Origin of the sequence: Iocasia fonsfrigidae (genome assembly GCF_017751145.1) — a bacterium.
Taxonomy (GTDB): domain Bacteria; phylum Bacillota; class Halanaerobiia; order Halanaerobiales; family DTU029; genus Iocasia; species Iocasia fonsfrigidae.
Genome location: NZ_CP046640.1, coordinates 2,195,828 through 2,216,783 on the forward strand (window position 1 = coordinate 2,195,828; position 20,956 = coordinate 2,216,783).

The window sequence follows — 20,956 nt, forward strand, 5'->3', positions numbered from 1 at the left end:
TTTTAAAAATAACTAATTTAGAGTAGAAATATATTTTTCATAGGTTTCTTTATTATATGGCACAAATATTTTGCCATCAATAATATCCTGTTTTATAATTTCAACTTCATCCAGTATTTTCTGGGGAACATGTTTATCAGAACTTGGAGCTATATCCACACCATTATCGGCAAGGCCGTAGGTTATAGTCTGCCCACCTTTAAGGTTACCATTTTGTAAATCTACTGCAATATTGAACATTGCATTATCAACACGTTTCATTGCTGAAGTAATCATATGATCTGGAGCAAGATCACTTTGATCCCTATCAACACCAATAACATATTTATCATTCTCTTTAGCAGCTTCGATAACACCTATACCTGCACCACCTGCTGCATGGAATATAACATCTGCCCCATTTTGATACATCTGTGTTGCTATTGCCTTACCCTTGGCCTGATCACTAAAACTATCAGCATATTGATTAAGAACCTCTACATCTTTATTTGCATAAGCCACTCCAGCTGTATATCCATAATCAAAACCGTCAATAATTACACCTCGAATTCCACCTACAAAACCAACCGTTCCAGTTTTGCTCATCCTACCAGCAATATAACCAACAAGAAAAGAGGCTTCTTCTGCTTTAAATAATACACCAATAACATTTTCAGGTGTATTTTCATAGGCATTATCAATAATTGCATAAAGTTGATCAGGGTTTGTCTCAGCTGCATCAAGTATAGCATCAGCCATCATAAAACCAATACCCCAGATAAGGTCATTATCATAATCATATAACTGCTCAAGATTTGGGGCATAATCAGCTTCCTGCTGTGATTCAGCATATCCAACCTTAATCCCCAACTCCTCTTCTACCCTTAAAAGACCTTCCCAGGCAGATTGATTAAAAGATTGATCATTAACCCCACCTACATCTGTAACCATCCCAATTTTTAATTCCTGTGCTGTACTTACTACAGTCAGACCAAGAACAACAAGTATTACCAGTAATAAAACACCAATTTTATTAATCGCAAACACCCCTTGTAATTTAAAGTCTATTAAAACATTTTACCAGCTTTTCCATCTAAAATATTTTATCTAACTTAATTAAGTAAGAATTGCATTCTTAAAAAACATTTTAGATAGAACCATTTTTTACTATTAATATAATTATAGCATGAGTTTCCAGACTTGTAAACTTTATGTTAAAAAGACAGACAGCATTATAAATTAGACTCAATTAAAACAATAAGGCTTTTCTGATATTTAATATCATCTTCCTGGGTCCTCTTACTCTCTGTTGAATGACTGCCTCCAGTCCTGCGTATTTTGGCATGCTTATGTCTTTTCATTAATAAATAATTTATATTTTTCTCTGAATAGATTCTGCCAGAAAAATCTATTACCTGGCTGTTTTTACCCAGGGCAAGAGCAGCTAGTCCATAATCAGCGGTTACTACAATATCACCTGACTGACATTGATTAACAATACACATATCTACTGACTGATTTCCTTTATCTACTAAAATAAGTTCACCAAAAGCAATTTTAATATTATGATAAATATCAGCAAACACTTTTAATTCAATCATATATTTATTAGCAATCTCTACTGTCAAATCTATAACCGGACATGAATCACCATCGACTAAAATTCTCATAAAAAGTCCCCTTTTTAACCCAATTATTAATTAGAAAATATTAATTTAATTATAACAAAAATCAAGAGATTTTGTAAGATATTATTATACAAATTACATAAATAAGCATCTTGCATAATTGATTGTTTCCAGACAAAAACTCCGCAACGAATTTAGTATTAGGCAATTATGGGCTGTTTTAAACTCCCTACGGTCAAACAGCAAAACAGCCTTTTCCATAATTGCCTTTACTAAATTCTGCTCCGTTTTAATCGTCTGGATAACAATTCAATTATGCAAAAGTTCTATTATGAAAGAGCCTTAAATATAGAAAAAGACGGAATAATTCCGTCTTAATAATAAATTTTTATTATCAATTCTATACAGGATTAGGAATAATCAAAATACGGCCTGGAAAGATAATATCAGGGTCAGCAATACTATTTAAACGAACAAGTGTACTGACATCTGTCCCAAATCTCCTGGCAATCTGAAATAATGTATCACCTGGTTTAACTACATAACGGATAGAATTTTCTGGTGGCCTAGGTATCTCTATAGGGAGATTAACAAGCTGACCTGCCTGTGGTTCATCAGGCAATCCAGGGTTTAACCTCCTAATTTGTGACACTGTTGTATCATATTCCAGGGCCAGCACACGCAATGTTTCACCAGGTTGTAATATATGTTGAGCATAATAACGATTTACCGGTGGAGGCGGCTGTTCTTCTTCTAATTCAGCAATAAGACCATTTAGTATACTTAACTGCCTTGCCTGTAAATTCCTTAAGTTTTGAGCAGTTCTTATATATCTTGGAGAGGAAAAGGAGTCTTCAAGTTGATTATATAGAGAATCCAATCTCCTTTCCATAGAATATATCCGATTAGCAATTTCTAGTGAATTCATAATAACCCCCTTTCTTCTTTATACTAATAAGATATGATTAAAAAGATAAATGGTGATTAAATCGTTTATCTTGATTTAATAAAAATAATATGTTATATTGTTATAAATATTATTAACTGCTATAAAAAATGTTAATATGACTTGGTTACATACAATACCAGTAGTTACGATGTGATAGGAGTGGAAAAATTTGATAAATTTCAAGGAAAAACTTATTAAATTAATTATTAACAACTATGAACTTGATGAGGGGCTTATCAGTGACCTTATTGAAATCCCGCCTCAGGAAGAAATGGGGGATTATGCCTTGCCCTGTTTTAAACTTGCCCGCAATTTCCGGAAAGCCCCTGGCAAAATTGCCCTTGAGCTTAAAGAAGCTATCGGAAAAAACAAATATTTCTCTGAAATAACAAATAATGGTCCATACCTTAATTTTTTTGTTAACAAAGAACTCTTTGCCAGAACTATTTTAGAAACTATTCTATCTCAAAAAGAAAAATATGGGGCACAGGAGATTGGTAGTGGAAAAAATATCGTAATTGATTTCTCCTCACCTAATATAGCTAAACCATTTCATGTGGGACACCTCCGTTCAACAGTAATAGGAAATTCCCTCTATAAAATCTACGAATTTCTTGGTTATAATTGTATTGGTATAAACCACCTGGGTGACTGGGGTACACAGTTTGGCAAAATGATTGCTGCTTATAAAAAATGGGGTAATGACCAGGAAATAAAAGATAATCCCATTCAGACACTCTTAAAACTCTATGTTAAATTCCATGATGAAGCTGAAAAAAAACCTGGTCTTGAAGATGAGGGAAGATTATGGTTTAAAAAATTGGAAGATGGTGATGAAGAAGCTAACAAACTATGGAAATGGTTTGTTACCTTAAGCTTAGAAGAATTCAATACAATATATGACATCTTAAATGTCAGCTTTGATTATAATACAGGTGAAAGTTTCTATAATGATAAAATGGCTGATATTGTTCAATCCCTTAAAGAAAAAGGGCTTCTACAGAAGAGTAAAGGTGCTTATGTAGTAGACCTGGAAGACTATGATATGCCACCCTGTCTAATCATTAAGAGTGATGGAGCAACCCTATACCCGACCAGGGACATTACAGCAGCTATTTATAGAAAAGAAACCTATAATTTTAGTAAAGCACTCTATGTTACTGATTATTCACAGAAACTCCATTTTTCCCAATGGATGAAGGTCATTGAATTAATGGGTTATGATTGGGCAGACCAACTTGAACATGTACCCTTTGGCAGGGTTAGTAGTGAAGAAGGTGCACTCAAGACCAGGAAAGGCAATGTAATTCTACTAAAAGATCTACTTGCTAAGTCCGTTGAAAAAGTAAAGAGGATTATTAATCAAAATAATCCTGAACTCAATGATAAAGATGAAATCGCAGAAAAAGTCGGGATTGGTGCTATTATCTTTAACGATTTAAGTAATTCTAAAATAAAGGACGTAGTGTTTAACTGGGACAGAATGCTTAGTTTTGATGGTGAAACAGGACCATATATTCAGTACACTCATGCCCGGGCAAATAGTGTTCTGGAAAAAGGCCAGACAGAAATAACTACTTTAACAGACTACTCGGACTTATCTAATCCAGAGGCCTTTAACCTTATTAAATTACTGTCAGCTTTTCCAGAAACTATCATTAAGGCCATGGAAAGAAATGAACCATCATATATAGCCAGACATATAATTAATCTGGCTCAGAGTTTTAATAAATTTTATCATGAGTACCCAATACTTGTTGAAGATGAAACTACTAAAAAAGCACGTCTTTTACTTGTATTTGCCACTAAAACTGTTATCAAAAATGGTTTGTCATTATTAGGTATTGAAGCCCCTGATAAAATGTAGTTACTATTAAAATTATAACCCCTCTGAAATGGAAACTATCCCAGAGGGGTCATTTAATTTCTATTGAGCAAGTTTCTCAACTGCAGTAGCATATATTTTAGTAATCTTAACCAGATCTTTAATTGATATATATTCATCCTTTTGATGTGCCAGCTCTTTCTGACCTGGAAATAACGGTCCAAAAGCCACCGCATTTTCAAGAGCCCTGGCATATGTTCCCCCACCAATAGCTAAAGGTTCTCTTTTTTCTCCACTAAATTTATTGTAAACCTCTGTCAAAGTACTAACTAAACGGGAATTCTGTGATACAAATAATGGCTTATGGTTTTTCCCTTCAAGTAATTCAATACCTGTTCCCTTAAGATTACTTTTCAGACAATCTATTACTTCCTCTTTAGTTTTAGTGACTGGATATCTGAGATCAATACCTAATTTACAGCTATTTTCATCAACATCAATCATACCTACATTAAAAGTCAGCTTACCGGAAACAGCATCTTCCATTAAACAACCAATACTCTTTCCATTAGTCTCCAACCCAATTTTTTGCTTATACAGATTAATAAATCGATCCAGACAACCATTTATACTCTCAAGTTCACCTAAAAACACTAATAAATTAGCAACAGCATTAATGCCTTCTTCCGGCAGACTACCATGTGCTGAAACTCCATAAGATTTAATTATTAATAAGTCATCAGCTACCTCTAATTTCAAGCTAAAACCATCTTTTAGATTGAAGTCATTTATCCTTTTTTGTATCATTGCCTGACAATTGCTCTCCAAAACCGCCTGGCAGTAATCAGGAACCATATTCACTGCATTCCCACCTGTTATAGACCTTATCTTGGTCTTTTCTGTTGTTTCTGTTTTAATTTCATATTGCATAGTTATATTTAAGATACCCTTTTCTGCAAAAATAACTGGAAAATCTGCATCAGGAGTAAACGCCAGATCAGGTATCTCTTCATTCTTTAAATAATAGTTTAATCCCTCCCAAGAGTTTTCCTCATCTGTCCCAACAATTAATCTTACCCTTTTATTTAAGGTTATTCCAGAGTCTTTAACTGCTTTTAAGGCATACAAACTTGCAACAGCCGGTCCTTTATCATCAATAGTCCCCCGTCCATAAATCTTTTCATGATGTATTTCCCCTCCATATGGTGGATAAGTCCAATCCTTACCCTCTGGTACTACATCCAGATGACACAAGATCCCCAACATCTTTTCCCCCTGGCCAATTTCTATATATCCTGCATGTCCAGCAATATTTTTATTCACTAAACCCATCTTATCGGCCAAAGACAAAAACTCATTCAAACATTCATCAATACCCTTACCGAAAGGCTTCCCTTCCTCTGGAGAAGATTTAACACTCCTGATCTGCAGCAGTCCCTGCAGTGCTTTCACAATATCTCCCCGTAATTCATCAACCCTTTGATTTATTTTTTTATTCATAACGTTATGCCCCCTTTATACCATATAATATATTATGATATACTATTTTTAATAAAGAACAAATAACTCCACCACCCAGACTTAAGCAATAATTATCAATTTTTAAAATAGGAGGTATTAAAGATGAGAGATATTAAAATCAAAGCAAACCCCTCTGTTTTCAGCCTTGCCAGGGAACAGTATTTACCAGGGAACAGCCAAATTGCTGTTCTACTTATCCATGGATTTACCGGCAGTCCATATGAGATGACTTATCTCGGAAAAGAAATAAATAATAAAATCGGACATACTGTTTACATACCACGCCTGCCGGGCCATGGCACAAATATCAGTGACTTTAAGAACAGTAATAGACATGATTGGTTGAGAAAAGTCTATGACAGCTATCTCAATCTTAAAAAAGATTATCAAAGAATTTATCTGGGAGGACTCTCCATGGGTGGAGTACTTGCCATTATTACCGCAGCCAGATTTAATATAGACAAATTAGTCCTAATTGCCCCTGCAATATATGTAAAAGACTCCAGGATTATTTTCAGCCATTTTCTTAAATACTTTATAAAATCCTGTTCGACTAAAATAAACCTGACCCCTGAAGAAACAGAAGAAGAAGAAATAATAGCAATGCAGCAGGAGTATTCCTCCCGGGTATATTTAAAGCAGGTTTCAGAACTACACAAACTTATGCTACTTGCTCGAAAAAAACTACCCTTAATAACGACTAATACCCTGGTAATCACTTCTAAAAATGATAATACTGTCCCTTTTAAAGCCGGCATTAAAATAAAAAATACAATTCAGAGCAGAAATATAAGCAGTATAACCTTTAATAAATCCAGCCATGTCATCTGTAATGGCAGAGAAAAAGAGCGATGTGCCTGTCAAGTAATAGACTTTTTAAATAATTAAATAAGAGTCTTCATATTTGAATTGCATAATTAATTAACAGGAGGCATTAAAACGTAGCCGGCTGGAGTATAATTGATTATGAAGTAGTTTGTTTTCTGTTTGACCGAAGGGAGTTTAAAACAAACCATAATCAATTATTACGGAAGCCGTTGCGGAGTTTTTAGCCGACGTTAATTAATTATGCAAGACGCTTAATAATAAGGTTTTTTACTAAATCAATCCCTCTAATTTAATAACAAATTCATTAAAAGTATTTATAGCAGATTTAATTGGTTCTGGTGAACTCATATCTACACCAGCAGTTTTCAATAGATTTATGGGGTAATCTGAATCACCACTCTTTAAAAAGTTAAGATAATCCCTTACTGCTGATTCCCCCTCATTTAATATTTTTGCTGCCAGAGCAGTGGCTGCAGAAAAACCTGTGGCATATTTATAGACATAAAAATTATAATAAAAATGAGGGATTCGTGCCCATTCGAGATCAATTTCTTTATCAAGTACAACCTTACTACCATAATAAGTTTTATTTAATTTATGATAGACCTCCTGTAGAAACTGTGGTGTAAGTGGATTTCCTTTTTCTACAGTTTGATGGATTATTTTTTCGAATTCAGCAAACATAGTCTGTCTGAAAACAGTCCCCCTGAACTGCTCCAAATAATGGTTTATTAAGTATTTCTTTTCTTCTTTATCATTAGTCTTTTTAAGCAAGTGGTGTATCAAGAGTGTTTCATTAAGTGTTGAAGCCACTTCTGCCACAAAAATCTTATAGTTAGCATAAACATAGGGTTGATTTTTATTTGAATAATAACTATGTAAGGCATGCCCCATTTCATGAGCAAGAGTAAATACATTATCAAGACCTTCTGTATAATTTAACAGAACATAAGGATGGACACCATAACACCCAGAAGAATATGCTCCTGACCTTTTACCCCTATTCTCATAGACATCTATCCAAGCAGAATTATATCCTTTTTCCAGTAATGAAATATACTCCTCACCAAGTGGTTGGAGACCTGCTTTAACTGTTTCCTTGGCCTCATCAAATGACATTTTTATCTCTATATTACTAATCAGTGGAGTATAAATATCGTACATATGTAGTTGTTTAACACCCAATATTTTTTTACGAAGGTCAATATACTTATACATAGGCTCCAGATTATCTTTGACAGTTTTTATCAAATTATCATATACATCGACCGAAATATTATCATCATCGAGTGCAGCCTCTAACGCAGAATTATACTTGCGTGTTTTACTGTAGAATATATGCCCCTTTACAGATGTATTTAAGACAGTTGCAAAAGTATTGATAAATTCATCATATTTATTATAAAGGGCAGTGAAGGCTTCTTTCCTGACCCTTCTATCTTTACTCCGCAGAAATTCAATATACCTTCCATGGGTTAATCTTACTTCCTCATTATTCTCATCTTTAATAACAGGAAATACCAGATCAGCATTATTTAACATGCCAAAGATATTCCCTGGACCCTGAGCCAGGTCGCCCGCCATGGCCAGTATTTCTTCCTCCCTAGCTGATAAATAATGTTCTTTTTGTCTTAATACATTTTTCAAAAGATGTTGATATAATTGCAGTCCCTGATTTCCCTCTAAATATTCCCTAAGCTGTGTAGATGATAAGGTTAATATTTCTGGAATCATAAAGGAGGTTGCACTGGCAACCCTATTATATAATCCCTGTGCCCTATCATATAATCCCTGATATTTCTGATTATTAGTATCTTCATCCTGTTTCATATGGGCATAGGCATATAATCTGCTGACGATCTCCTCTATCTCCATAATAAGATTTAATCCAGCAAGTAAACTATCAGCAGAATCCGTCAATCCCCCTTGATAAGATTTAACCTCTTTTAATAATCCTTCAACCTTTGTAAAACCATCCTCCCATAATTCCTCACTTGCATAAATATCAGTCAAATTCCATTTAAATTTATCATCAATCTCCTCACGTAAAGGTAACTCTCTGGCCATTAATCTCTTCCTTTCTATATTTATTTTCATGCTTTATCAGCCATTCTTTCCTATTTAGTCCCCCATTATATCCTGTTAAATCACCATTTGAAACAATAATCCGATGACAGGGTACAAGAATTGGGATGGGGTTAGATCTGCTGGCATTTCCAACCGCCCTAACGGCCTGTGGATTACCTATAGCTTCAGCAATCTCTTTATATGTGCTTTTTTCACCATAGGGTATTTTTACAAGTTCATTCCAGACCTGAAGCTGGAACCTGGTTCCTGTCAATATTAATGGTAGCTCAAAAGACCTTAATTTACCAATAAAATATGCATTTAATTGTTCATAAATATCATTATAATAATCAGAAACTAAGTTTTTATTATATTCATTTACAGGATCCCTTTGCTTATCAACATAATCTATCTTTATAATACCCTTTTTCTTAAAAAATATATTCAATAATCCAATTGGAGAGGGATACACAAAATTCATAACCATACACATACCTCTATTCATACCCCCTGTAAAAAGATATATCATCTGCTGTACTACAGTTTTTCAAAAATGACCCCAATATAATATATGCCTCTCTTCTGTTTAATACACGGTCAATCCTAATATTTTCAATTATATAATCAGGTATTAATTCATTGCTTATAGCCTGATGATAATATTCATCACCTGAAAGTCCTTCAATAGATTTACTGGCAGCTACCAGGAGTAGTTTAGCAGCCTGATTTCGTGTAAGACTTTGTGTACTACTAACTGATTCTAAACCGCCTGGAACCCACTCATATAAGATATCTGCCTGTCTCCTGATTAAACCTTCAGCTATTTTATGGGCAAAATGCCGCTCAGTTATCGTGGATTTTAATTTGAAGTCATTATTATAACCACCATTAAGCAATCCCCAGGAAATTAATTCTTCAAGATAAGGGAGTAATACTTGATCCTCTATTATTTCTTTATTAGTCTCTTTACTATAAATTTTAAGTAAAGAATCCAGTCCCAATTCCTGCTGTATCGAATTAATCATCTCATTATCTGTAATTAATTCTGGAATGTTTTTATTATTTTCCAGGGCATAAGCTGCTGCAATACCAGCTGCCTCACCACAGGCCATTCCTGTAGGTAAAACCCGACTGCTGGAGGCTGCCAGAGAACTAAAACCACTACTCCTACCAACAACCATCATATTCTTGAAATTATGCGGTAGTAAAGACCTTAGTGGAATACCATATATTATGGGATTAAATAAAACATAACCAGTATTATCTGTACCAGATGCCTGATAATCAAGGGGATAAGACCCTAAAGCAATAGTATCATTGAAAACCCTATTATTAAATAAATCTGTTATCTTTAATTGATAACGAGCTACTACATGTCTACTCTCTCTAACATATAATTCCGGTAAGTAATCTATTATTTCAGCCTTTTCAAAACCTCTAAAATTAGTTTTTAGAAATTCAAGGACATTAGCAGCTTCTCTTTTTCCTCTATTGTATGCTCTAGATATTGATTTTTTATCAAGGGGGTCAGTATCAAAAATCAACATGGAATTTATATAGACTTCATAATTACCACTTTGTTTATCTTTTTCCATTACAATATTTAACCCGCGCATCCTGATATTATTATCTAAGGGCTGGTATAGTTCACCAACCCTGACAAAACCCCAGGCATGGTCATCCTTCATATGTGCTAAACCATATCGCTGACTTCTCACTTCCTGCATGATACCATCCCCATTAACATTACCTAGATGAAGAACCATTGTAAGCGCCATATGTCTTTCGGGGAGTCCTATATCTGCACCACCAGTAAAATAATCTGCCCCTGCTATTGCTGCAAGGTCTGCATCTTGACTGGCATCTATTAACATTGAGGGGTAAAGGTGGATATCTTCTGAATTGCGACTAACTATAATTTCTTTAACCATACCATCATTAACCTGCAGGCTCTTGATCGTGACCCCACTATAGACTGTTAAATTTTCTTCGCGGAAAATAAGTTTTTCAAAGGCTTTTTCAGCCGCATCTATAGAGAAAACAACCCTATTAGCAAGCATATGATGCCATTCAGCAAAAATTCCTTTATTTAAATTTCTTTGATCAGGACCATAATTTAGATCTAAGAAATTCAAACCTCCATATGTCATTAACCCACCTGGTTTATCTCGTTCCATTAATAATAATGTATTATAACCCTGTCTGGCAGCAGCAACTGCAGCCATTACACCTTCCGGTTCTCCTCCATATACTACAATAGAAAATTCATTCTCCAGTTCAGCAGCTGATAAACTGTTAAATATACTCGCCGAGATCAAAAAAAACACTATTATAAGTAAAATATTTTTTGCCCTCAATTACTACACCCCTTTATTATCAATATAACATTTAATAAAAATATTAGATAGAATACTGCAGACTAATTTTACTCTTGCACATTTACTATATTTCTATATCTCTTATTAAATACCTGCCGACTGTATATGATTTTATCTGATATATCTTAAAAAGCTTAATATAAAATATAATTGATAATCAATTCTTAATTATGCAATGAAAGTTCATTATAAAAGATGCTTAACTATTAATTCGAGCTAAAAATACCACCTTTAATAAATAAAAGAAGGTGGTTATAGATATATCTTAATTAAATAAAAATTTATATAAAAAGTCTACACAATACTTAACAGTCCTGCAATACCAGCATGTTTTACATATAATTCCTAATAGCATTAGATTTTCTCCAAAACACTGGTATTACTATCCTTCCTGATAAAATATATTACTTAATTATATTTATAAAAACAGAATAATATTTATATATCTACACCAAGAGTTACTCTGACCACTATACCAATTACAAAGGATAATAAAGCAACACCTAGACTAATAGAGGTCATCTCTAAAAAACGTTTCTTAAAATCAAGGTCTTTTGCTACAGAAATATAGAAATTAAAGATAAAGATAATCATAATAGCAGCAACTATGGTTAAAGAAAGTGAAAACAAATAATTACTTATTAATAAATAAGGTAGTATTAAGAAAAATACAGTTAAAATATAGGCCCCTCCTGTATATAGAGATGATTTCAAGGCATGACTATGGCTACTCTCTGATTTTGTTGATAAATATTCTGAAGCAGCCATCGAAAAAGAAGCCGCTATACCAGTAATCATACCAGCTAAAGCAATCAATCTGGTATTCTTAAGGGCAAAACTTAAACCAGCTAGTGTACCAGTTAATTCCACAAGGGCGTCATTTAAACCCAAAACAATTGACCCCACATATTGAAGGCGCTCTTCCTCCAGAAGGGCTATTAATTCCTCTTCATGTCTATCTTCATCATCAACAATCTTTGCCGCTGCTGGAATCTCTCTGGAAATATCCTGATATATATCCTGTGCTTCAACTTCACCACGTTCCATAAGTTTTATGCTAAAAGTCAACCCTAAGATGAGAGCCAAACAGTAATAAAAATAAACCTTAAACCAGTTAGGCTTTACATCCCGACCGGTATATTCCTTCCAGAACTTATAATGAGTCAGTTCATCACTGGCTATACTTAACAGCACTTCTTTATTACCCTGATTAGTAATTCGCCTGGCCAGTCTAGTATATATCTGATATTCAGTAATCTCATTTTTTTGTAAAACCGATAAGATATTAACAGTTTCATTACTGATTGATTTATTCATAAACTCCACCGATATTATAAACAATATTATATTATCGGCTGCCACCTCCAATCCTAAACCATAGTTTTCTTACTCTAAACAAAAACCACAGAAAATCAAATAACTGCGGCAAATAATATATTATCCTAAGCAAATTTATAGTGTTTTTTTACATCCTTTTTTATCTTCCAGAAGCAGTCTAATCCCTTCGGAAAAGTAACCAGCTCTCCAGCAGAAAATTCCACTTTCTGCCCATCTGTTTCAACAATCACTTCTCCTTCCAACAAGTAACAAACCTCTTCCTCATCATAATACCAGGGGAATTCTGAAGCCTCTTTTTCCCATACTGGCCATGACTTAACACCCAGTTCTTTTAACCTATCCTCACTTGGTTTTTCAACAGTAATTTTCATTATAGTACATCCCCCCAACAGATATTTCATTGAAGTCTATTTATACCTAACAACCATCTTAATATAGTTTTCCCTTATTTGTTTAAGAAAATAATTTTTATACTCATTACTGTTTATCAAGTTCAAAAGATTCATGTAAAATTTCTAGGGCCTTATCAGCATCATCAGCATTGATTAAACAGGACACCTTAATATCAGAAGTAGTAATCATTTGGATGTTGATCTTATTTTCTCCTAAAGCGGTAAACATTTTAGCAGCTATCCCTGGAGTAGTAATCATACCAGCACCAACGATTGAAACCTTGGCTACATCTTGATCAATTTCTACTCCATCTGAACCAATTTCATTTGAAACTTTCATAATATATTCTTTATTCTTAATCAGATCTTCTTTATTAACTGTAAAAGTAATATCATTTTCCTTGTTATGCTGTAAATTTTGTATAATCATATCAACATTAATATTATTTTCAGCAAGCCTGGTAAATAATTGACCCGCTATACCAGGTTCATCTGGAACCTGTTGAACTGTAATCTTAACCTCATCCTTATCATAAGTTATACCAGTAACACTTTTTCTCTTTTCCATTTCATCCATCCCTTCAACAATTGTACCTGGTCTATAGTTAAAACTTGAAGCAATATATAATTTTAAGTTATATGATTTAGCCAGTTCTACTGAACGCGGATGTAAAACCTTGGCACCAAGATTAGCTAATTCTAGCATTTCCTCATAAGAAATATAATCAAGTTTTGCTGCTGAAGAAACAATCCTGGGGTCAGTAGTATATATTCCATCAACATCTGAATATATTTCACACCTGTCGGCGTTTAATGATATAGCCAGAGCAACTGCAGTTGTATCTGAACCACCGCGACCTAAAGTAGTAAAATCATCCTGTGAATTTATCCCCTGAAAACCTGCTACTACAATTATTTTGCCTTCCTCCAGCTCGTTACGCAATCTACTATTATCAATATTCATTATCTCTGCCTTACTATGGTGGTCATCTGTTTCAATTTTTACCTGACTACCAGTAAGTGAAATTGCTTTATAACCTTTTTCCTGAATAGCCATTGTTAATAAAGCTATTGATACCTGTTCCCCAGTAGTTAGTAACATATCAAATTCTCGCGGGTTAGGTTGATCAGTAATCTGCTTCATTAAACCAATCAATTCATCGGTAGTATCACCCATAGCGGAGACAACTACAACTACTTCATGTCCTTTTTTATATTCTTTAATAACCCTATCTGCTACATTATTTATTTTCTCTATATTAGCGACCGAAGTACCCCCATATTTTTGTACAATTAATGCCATCTTATCATCCTCATTTCTGCCAGAATAAATATTTATAGTTCTTCAACACGTATTAAATTTTTTATTGATATTACATCATCTAACCCCTTGATAGCTGTCAGTGATTTGTTAATATTCTCTTCTTTTACCTGATGGGTAACCAGTACAATTGGCACAATCTCTGACAAACGGTGTTTCTGGATTACTGAGGCAAGACTGACCTGGTTTTCACCAAATATCTTTGTTATCTGGGCAAGTACACCGGGTTTATCTTTGACCTGTAAGCGTAGATAAAATGAGTTTTCAACCTGACTAATATTAACTAAATCATGATTATAAATTGAATCCAGATTATCTACTTCAGGCCTCTGGTAGTATATATCTCTAGCAGCCTGCATAATATCTGCTACAACTGCACTGGCAGTAGGCATCCTACCGGCACCCTGACCATATGACATTACATCTCCAACTGCATCACCATGTAAATATATGGCATTATAGACGTCATTGACCAATGCCAGGGGGTGTTCTTTTGATATAAAGGCTGGGTGTACCCTGACATCAAGACCATCTTGATGATATTTAGCAATAGCCAGTAATTTTATAACATACCCTAATTCTTCTGCTAATTTTATATCCTCTAGTTCTATGCCTTCAATACCCTCTACATAGACCCCATTTAGATCTATTGATGTCTCAAAGGCTATCGATGATAATATTGAAATCTTATAGGCAGCATCTGCCCCACTTATATCAGAATGAGGGTCCCTTTCAGCATAACCTAAGCTCTGTGCTTCAGCCAATACTTCATCAAATTCACGTTCCTCATTAGTCATTTTAGTTAAGATATAATTTGTTGTACCATTTAAAATACCATAGAGTCTCTCAATTTTATTGGCTGCAAATGATTCCTTAAGTGGCCTTATAACTGGTATTCCACCTGCAACACTGCCTTCATAATTTATCTGGACACCCTTTTCCCTGGCCAGCCCCATTATTTCCTGTTCATATTTAGCGATCACCAGTTTATTGGCAGTTACAACACTCTTTCCACTATTAAGTGCTGCAATAATATAATTATAGGCTGGGTTTTCACCACCAATTAATTCAACAAGCAAGTCAATATCCTTATTATTTATTATTTCATCAATATCATCAGTTAATATCTGATCATCAAAATCAAGATCACGCTGTTTATCCTTATCCTTGACCAGCACCTTCTCTATTTTTAAATCAGTGCCAACCTTTCTTTTAATTGTTTCAGCATGTTTTTCTAAAATAGAAAAAACACCACTACCTACAGTCCCTAATCCCAAAAGACCTATCTTAATCATCATTTCACCCCAGTTTTTTCTACTTGAATTCCTTTGTTGTCTACTTCTGTAATAATATAAGTACTATTAATATTAAACTCAGCAAATTCAGCTGCCATGTTTTGACCAATTAATTCTTCGTCCTGCTTACAAAAAGCAAGTAATGAAGGTCCAGCACCACTTAAGGCCACACCCAGAGCACCTGACTGATAGGCAATTTTTAATAATTTATGAAACCCAGGAATCAAATCTGCCCGATAGTCCTGATGGAGTCGATCCTCCATGGCTGACCTTAATTTAGACCAATCATTATCATAAAAACAGGCTGTTAATAGAGCTGTCCTACTCTGATTAAAAATGGCATCCCGATATTGAATCTTATCTGGTAGAACACTACGTAAATCCTCAGTCTTAAGCTGAAAATCCGGTATAATCATTACGATTTTTAAATTATTAGAGACAGTCATTTTTTTATATACAAGACCATTATCACCCATAACATTAATAACAAATCCCCCTTTTAAAGCAGGGAGGACATTATCCGGGTGACCCTCTATTTCAACTGAAAAATCAATAATTTCCTGTTCTGTATAGGGCTTACCCATTAAGATATTAGCAGCCACCAATCCAGCAGTAACTGCTGTAGCACTACTACCCATACCCCTGGCAAAAGGTATATTTATTTCTTCAATAATTTTTAAGCCTGTAAACTCCTTACCCCTTTTATTAAAAAGGAATTTCATTGCTTGATATAATAGATTATCCTCCTGAGGGATTTCAAAAATTTCACCAGTACTTTTATCCCTTATTATTAGATCAATACCCCTATCAATCTCAGAAAAGATAAAGGTATTATAGACCTTCATAGCCAGTCCAAGTGTATCAAAGCCCGGCCCTAAATTAGCTGATGTAGCAGGAACCTTTAATTTTAACATAGGTTAAACCCCTCTAGAATTTATTAAGACAAGTTTTATTTTTGTATATTTTATCACTAACTTTTAAAAAAAACAAGGCCTTTTTAGATAATTGCCTTGTTTAACCATATCTTTTCCTTATTAATAATGTTTAATGTTTCCTCAGGTGAGGTACCACCAGTTGAACGACGGTTAGCTAGCATCTTTTCAATTAATAAATTATGATACATATCCTTATTAAAAATATTATTTTTTGCAGGAAACAACTCTCTCCATTTTTCTAAAGGTATCTCTTCCAATTCTATCCCTTGCTTAAGACCATAAAGAACTGCTTTACCAACTATCTCATGTGCTTCCCGGAAAGGGAGTCCTTTTTTCGCCAGATAATCAGCTAAATCAGTGGCATTTAAAAAACCTGAACTGGCTGCTTGCTTCATTTTTTCTTTATTAACCTTCATTGTTTTTAACATATCAGGGTATATTTTAAGAATAATCTCCAGATTATCTATGGTATCAAACAGACCCTCTTTATCCTCCTGCATATCTTTATTATAAGCTAGTGGTAACCCTTTTAAGGTAGTAAGTAATTGCATTAAATGACCATATATACGCCCGGTCTTACCCCTTACTAATTCTGCAATATCAGGATTTTTTTTCTGGGGCATAATACTACTACCAGTGGCATAAGCATCATCAAGTTCAATAAAATTGAATTCACCACTTGACCAGAGAATAATCTCCTCACTTAAACGACTTAGATGCATGATCATAGTTGCAGCAATACTTAAAAATTCTATAATAAAATCCCTGTCACTTACACCATCAAGTGAGTTTAAACAAACAGAATCAAAATCCAGTTTATCAGCAACCCACTCCCTATCTATGGGAAAGGTTGTCCCGGCAAGTGCACCAGAACCCAATGGTAGCACATTTACCCTTTTTAGATTATCACTTAAGCGACTAAAATCCCGTTTTAACATAAAGTAATAAGCCATCAAATGATGTGGTAGGGTAATAACCTGAGCACGCTGTAGATGGGTATATCCAGGTAAAAAAACATCAATATATTCTTCTGACAGTTCAGTAATAGTTTTCATGAAAAGCAACAGCAATTTTTTTATTTCTTTAATTTTATCACGTAAATAAAGGCGAATATCAAGGGCTACCTGATCATTTCTGCTTCTAGCAGTATGGAGTTTCCCTCCTGTAGGACCAATTAAATCAGTTAAGTATTTCTCTATAAAAGAATGAATATCTTCAAACGAGCTATTAAATTCCAGTTTCCCTTCTTTAATAGCCTTTTCAATCTTCTCTAACCCATCAGTAATTTCCTGAGCTTCTTTTTCACTAATTATTCCCTGTCTAGCCAACATCTCTGCATGGACCTTACTTCCCATGATATCATAGGAATACAACCTTTTATCAAAAGTAAGTGAGGCATTAAAATCATGAACAAGTTGGTCAGTTCCTTTATTAAATCTACCACCCCATAATTTCACATCAATCAACTCCATCAATTTTTTTTACCCACAGACCTCTTTGATAACCATTTACTTTATCCAGTTTTAGACAGCTAAAACCAAGTTTCCTATAAAAATTAATAAGCCTTTCATCTTCCACTGATGAATATAAATAAATAAATTTACCACCATGATCCCGGGCAGCCTTTTCTGATTCACTATATAAGATCGTTCCTAAACCCTGGTCCTGATAGGACGGGTCAATAGAAAACCTCTTAAGATAAAAGCTTCCCTCAACCTCAGAAACGAGGCGAAGGGAACCAATTATTCTACCGTTTTTTTCTAAAATTAAGACAATACTATCTTTGATATCATTATAAATTTCTTCCAGGGATTCTTCCATTGCAGGATTCATCCCTTCTTTACTATAGTGGACAAAGGCCTTTCGTACAAGGTCATGTATTGCTACTGCATCATCCAAACAGGCTTTTCTAAATTTATATTTTGAACTCTCCATAGTAACCGCCATTACTTATTAGGCCCCTTTACACTACCATAAACCTGTGTCGGCAGTCCCCATAATTTGATAAATCCTTCAGCTGAACTATGGTCAAAACTGTCCTCTGTATCATATGTTGCCAGGTCATATTGATAGAGAGAATAAGGAGACTTACGGCCAACAACTGTACATTGACCCTTAAATAACTTTACTCTTACTTCTCCACTTACCTGCTGCTGTGTCTCCTCTACAAAGGCATCAATGGCAGACCTTAAAGGAGAAAACCATAGACCATAATATAATAACTCACTAAACTTCTCACTTATAATTCTTTTGTAGTGAGATGTTTCCCTGTCAAGTGTCATATCTTCCAGGTGTTGATGGGCTTCAGTTAGAATAACGGCTGCAGGTGCCTCATAAATCTCACGGGATTTAATACCAACAAGTCTGTTTTCAACCATATCAATTCTACCAACACCATATTCTGATCCTATTTTATTTAATTCTTTAACCAGGTTTACTGGTTCCATATCTTTACCATCTATTTGGACCGGTTCACCCTTTTCAAAACCGATAGTTAAATACAGTGGTTTGTCTGGTGTATCAGCCGGATCTTTAGTCCAATAATAGGCATCTGCCGGCGGCTCATTCCAGGGGTCTTCCAGAACACCACATTCAATAGCAATCCCCCATAAATTACTATCTAAACTGTATGGACTGTCTTTAGTAGCTTTAATTGGAATGTCATTTGCTTTAGCATAATCAATCTCTTCATTCCTAGTTTTAAACTCCCAGGTTCTTAATGGGGCAATAATATCAATCTTTGGGTTAAGTGCCCGGAAAGAAACATCAAACCTTACCTGGTCATTTCCCTTACCAGTACATCCATGAGCAACAGCATCAGCCCCATTCTCTTTGGCTATGTCAATCATCTTTTTGGAAATGAGTGGTCTGGATAAGGCAGTAGCCAGGGGGTACTTACCCTCATATAAGGCATTTGTTTTTAGTGCTTTAAAAACATAATCCTTAACAAATTCCTCCTGAACATCATCAATATAAACCTTGGCAGCACCAGTTTGATAACCCTTTTCCTCAATTAAATCCCAGCTTTCTACCCCTATCTGACCAACATTAGCAGAATAAGCAATTATTTCAGCATTATATTTCTCTTTAAGCCATTTTATAGCCACAGAGGTATCCAGTCCACCAGAATAAGCTAATACAATCTTATTAATATCTTTCATAATTAATTTACCTCCCTATTTTTGGAAAACCCTACAGCATTCCTTAATTATAAGGACTCCTGTGTAATTTATACTTTACTATCCCTAATAGTATAATAAATATTATCATTGTCAAAGCATAAATTCAATCCTTTTTAACTATTATTTTAATAAATCTGCTAACTCCCCTACTAATAAGTCAATATCAGCTTTTTCTACAATAAGAGGGGGGAGAAATCTCAAGGTATGTTCCTGAACTGCATTCACCAGAAACCCCCTATTAAATAATTCCATAGTTAAGTCTTTAGCAGAAATACTGCTTGATAATTCCAAGGCGAGCATTAAACCAAGACCCCTTATCCCCTTGACATTACAAGTTTCTGCAATTAACCCTTCTAACTGTTTAATGAAATAGCTGCTCTTTTCCTTAACTCCTTCTAAAAAACCATCTTCCAGGATTACTTCCAGTGTTGTAACAGCAGCCCTGCTTGCTAAGGGATTACCACCAAAGGTTGTACCATGGTCACCTGGTTCAAAAGCTGAGGCTACTTTTTCCTTAGCCAGTAATGCCCCGATAGGAACACCACCGCCAAGTGCTTTAGCAAGTGTCATAATATCAGCTTCCACACCATATTCTTCATAGGCAAATAAACTACCTGTTCTACCCACACCACACTGCACCTCATCAAAGATTAGTAAGATATCCTTTTGATTACATAATTCTCTTAAGCCCTGTAGATATTCTTGCTCAGCAGGGTAAACACCACCTTCACCCTGAACAGGCTCAATCATAACAGCTGCAGTTTCAGGACCTACTGCCTCTTCCATTGCTGTCAGGTCATTAAAGGGAACTACCGTAAAACCCTCAGGTAGTGGCTGATAAGGCTTATGATATTTTTCCTGTCCAGTAGCCGCCGTAGTAACCAAGGTCCTGCCGTGGAATGAGCGCTCTGCTGTAATAACTTCGAACTTCTTTTCCCCCCTGGTCTTAAAATACTTGCGGGCTAATTTTAGTGCTCCTTCATTAGCCTCAGAACCACTATTAGCAAAAAAGACCCTATCACAGCAGGAATTTTTTATCAATAATTTCTCAAGGTAGGCCTGGGGTTCAATATAATATAAATTTGAACAATGTATTAGCTTGGCCACCTGTTCCTGGAGTGCCTTTACAAGCACCGGGTGTCCATACCCAAGGGCATTAACACCAATACCAGCCAAAAAATCTAAATATTCCTGACCATCTTGACCGTAAACCCTTATCCCTGAACCATGGTCAATAACAAGCGGGTACCTGCCGCTATAGACTGTCATAAAATAATTTTCATCACACTTAATTATCTCATCCTTTAACATTTTTTCA

Annotated in this window: 18 protein-coding genes; 2 read left to right on the plus strand and 16 right to left on the minus strand. The window is 34.8% G+C overall.

The genetic code is table 11. The annotated features are described in order from the left end of the window. Positions 1–12: 12 nt before the first annotated feature. The 3 genes from GM661_RS10530 to GM661_RS10540 form a co-directional block, all read right to left on the minus strand. A complete protein-coding gene (locus tag GM661_RS10530; RefSeq protein WP_456237560.1) occupies positions 13–1,017 on the minus strand; it encodes a BMP family lipoprotein in 1,005 nt (334 codons plus the stop codon). A gap of 194 nt (positions 1,018–1,211) precedes the next feature. Further along, positions 1,212–1,649, minus strand: coding sequence for a YaiI/YqxD family protein (locus GM661_RS10535; RefSeq protein WP_230866817.1), 438 nt, complete (start codon positions 1,647–1,649; stop codon positions 1,212–1,214). A gap of 358 nt (positions 1,650–2,007) precedes the next feature. Next, positions 2,008–2,535, minus strand: a complete 528-nt coding sequence (locus tag GM661_RS10540) for a lytic transglycosylase (RefSeq protein ID WP_230866818.1) — start codon at positions 2,533–2,535, stop codon at positions 2,008–2,010. A 190-nt stretch (positions 2,536–2,725) separates the two neighbouring features. Between GM661_RS10540 and argS the strand changes: the two genes are divergently transcribed. Beyond that, positions 2,726–4,423 (plus strand): arginine--tRNA ligase, encoded by a 1,698-nt coding sequence (gene argS, locus GM661_RS10545; RefSeq protein WP_230866819.1) that lies wholly within the window; start codon positions 2,726–2,728, stop codon positions 4,421–4,423. Positions 4,424–4,483: 60 nt separating this feature from the next. On the opposite strand, the gene pepV is transcribed toward argS, so the two are convergent. Next, positions 4,484–5,881 (minus strand): dipeptidase PepV, encoded by a 1,398-nt coding sequence (gene pepV / locus GM661_RS10550; protein ID WP_230866820.1) that lies wholly within the window; start codon positions 5,879–5,881, stop codon positions 4,484–4,486. Positions 5,882–6,004: 123 nt separating this feature from the next. On the opposite strand from pepV, the gene GM661_RS10555 reads away from it, so the two are divergent. Continuing rightward, on the plus strand, positions 6,005–6,790 hold the full coding sequence (locus GM661_RS10555) for an alpha/beta hydrolase (protein WP_230866821.1): 786 nt from the start codon (positions 6,005–6,007) through the stop codon (positions 6,788–6,790). 210 nt (positions 6,791–7,000) lie between these two features. Here the strand turns inward: GM661_RS10555 and pepF are convergent, their stop codons facing one another. The 12 genes from pepF to GM661_RS10615 form a co-directional block, all read right to left on the minus strand. Next, the gene (gene pepF / locus GM661_RS10560) at positions 7,001–8,797 is read right to left on the minus strand and encodes an oligoendopeptidase F (RefSeq protein ID WP_230866822.1); all 1,797 of its coding nucleotides are present in this window, start codon (positions 8,795–8,797) and stop codon (positions 7,001–7,003) included. Beyond that, positions 8,772–9,302 (minus strand): methylated-DNA--[protein]-cysteine S-methyltransferase, encoded by a 531-nt coding sequence (locus GM661_RS10565; RefSeq protein ID WP_230866823.1) that lies wholly within the window; start codon positions 9,300–9,302, stop codon positions 8,772–8,774. Before GM661_RS10565 ends, pepF begins: the two co-directional genes overlap by 26 nt. Continuing rightward, positions 9,295–11,154: an FAD-dependent oxidoreductase gene (locus GM661_RS10570; protein WP_230866824.1), complete on the minus strand. Its 1,860-nt coding sequence runs from the start codon at positions 11,152–11,154 to the stop codon at positions 9,295–9,297. The genes GM661_RS10565 and GM661_RS10570 overlap by 8 nt, the downstream gene beginning before the upstream one ends. 459 nt (positions 11,155–11,613) lie before the next feature. Continuing rightward, entirely contained in the window at positions 11,614–12,492 is an 879-nt protein-coding gene (locus GM661_RS10575; protein WP_230866825.1) for a VIT1/CCC1 transporter family protein, read from the minus strand. 125 nt (positions 12,493–12,617) lie between these two features. Continuing rightward, complete coding sequence (locus GM661_RS10580; protein WP_125990595.1) at positions 12,618–12,884, minus strand: cupin domain-containing protein; 267 nt, start codon at positions 12,882–12,884, stop codon at positions 12,618–12,620. Positions 12,885–12,990: 106 nt separating this feature from the next. After that, a complete protein-coding gene (locus GM661_RS10585) occupies positions 12,991–14,208 on the minus strand; it encodes an aspartate kinase (RefSeq protein WP_230866826.1) in 1,218 nt (405 codons plus the stop codon). 32 nt (positions 14,209–14,240) lie between these two features. Continuing rightward, positions 14,241–15,521 carry a homoserine dehydrogenase gene (locus GM661_RS10590; protein ID WP_230866827.1) on the minus strand — a complete coding sequence of 427 codons (1,281 nt, stop codon included), beginning with the start codon at positions 15,519–15,521 and terminating at the stop codon, positions 14,241–14,243. Continuing rightward, the gene (thrB, locus tag GM661_RS10595) at positions 15,521–16,435 is read right to left on the minus strand and encodes a homoserine kinase (RefSeq protein WP_230866828.1); all 915 of its coding nucleotides are present in this window, start codon (positions 16,433–16,435) and stop codon (positions 15,521–15,523) included. The genes GM661_RS10590 and thrB overlap by 1 nt, the downstream gene beginning before the upstream one ends. 83 nt (positions 16,436–16,518) lie before the next feature. Beyond that, on the minus strand, positions 16,519–17,913 hold the full coding sequence (gene argH / locus GM661_RS10600; protein WP_230866829.1) for an argininosuccinate lyase: 1,395 nt from the start codon (positions 17,911–17,913) through the stop codon (positions 16,519–16,521). A 1-nt stretch (position 17,914) separates the two neighbouring features. Then, positions 17,915–18,403, minus strand: coding sequence for a GNAT family N-acetyltransferase (locus GM661_RS10605; RefSeq protein WP_230866830.1), 489 nt, complete (start codon positions 18,401–18,403; stop codon positions 17,915–17,917). Continuing rightward, entirely contained in the window at positions 18,403–19,617 is a 1,215-nt protein-coding gene (locus GM661_RS10610; RefSeq protein WP_230866831.1) for an argininosuccinate synthase, read from the minus strand. Before GM661_RS10610 ends, GM661_RS10605 begins: the two co-directional genes overlap by 1 nt. A gap of 141 nt (positions 19,618–19,758) precedes the next feature. Then, a complete protein-coding gene (locus GM661_RS10615) occupies positions 19,759–20,949 on the minus strand; it encodes an aspartate aminotransferase family protein (RefSeq protein WP_230869786.1) in 1,191 nt (396 codons plus the stop codon). Between the last annotated feature and the right edge of the window lie 7 nt (positions 20,950–20,956).